This is a genomic window from Pseudonocardia halophobica (assembly GCF_027922425.1).
Lineage (GTDB): Bacteria > Actinomycetota > Actinomycetes > Mycobacteriales > Pseudonocardiaceae > Pseudonocardia > Pseudonocardia halophobica.
The window spans coordinates 1-528 of record NZ_BSFQ01000290.1 but is presented as its reverse complement, the minus strand read 5'-3'; the positions used below and the strand labels follow the sequence as shown (position 1 = coordinate 528).

1 protein-coding gene is annotated in these 528 nt (G+C 64.8%); it reads left to right on the top strand.

Annotated features, from left to right (window positions below):
- Window positions 1–528 (top strand): DUF2927 domain-containing protein (locus PKE99_RS39480; RefSeq protein ID WP_271215186.1); only part of this gene is annotated, 528 nt, incomplete at both ends.

The following is a 528-nucleotide window of genomic DNA, read 5'->3' as shown; positions in this document are numbered from 1 at the left end:
CCGATCTTCTGTCGCAGCATCTGCTGCGCACCGATGGCGGCGGGGTGGATACGCCCTTCACCGATACGATGCTGACGGAAAACTTCATCCGCATTGCCCTGTTCGATGAATACCGGCGAGGGCCGGGCGGGTTGGTTGCGCAGGAAACCGCCAGCCGGTTGCGCCGGTGGGATGCGCCGGTACGAATGAAGCTGGTGTTCGGCGCCTCCGTCGCGCCGGACCGCCGTGCGACCGACCGGGCGCGCATCGCCTCCTATCTGTCGCGGCTGTCCGCGATCACGGGCCACCCGATCGGGCTGGCAGACAGCAACCCGAATTTCTTCGTCTACATGGTGAACGAAGATGAACGCCGCGCACTTGGCCCCGTCATCAGCGCCACCCTGCCGGATCTGTCCGGCCCGGAGGTTGCGGGGCTGACCAACCTGCCGCGTTCGACCTATTGCATTGTCTATGCGCTGTCAGAGGGGCATTCCTCGACCTACTGGAGGGCTTTTGCGGTCATCCGGGCCGAACATCCCGATCTGCTGC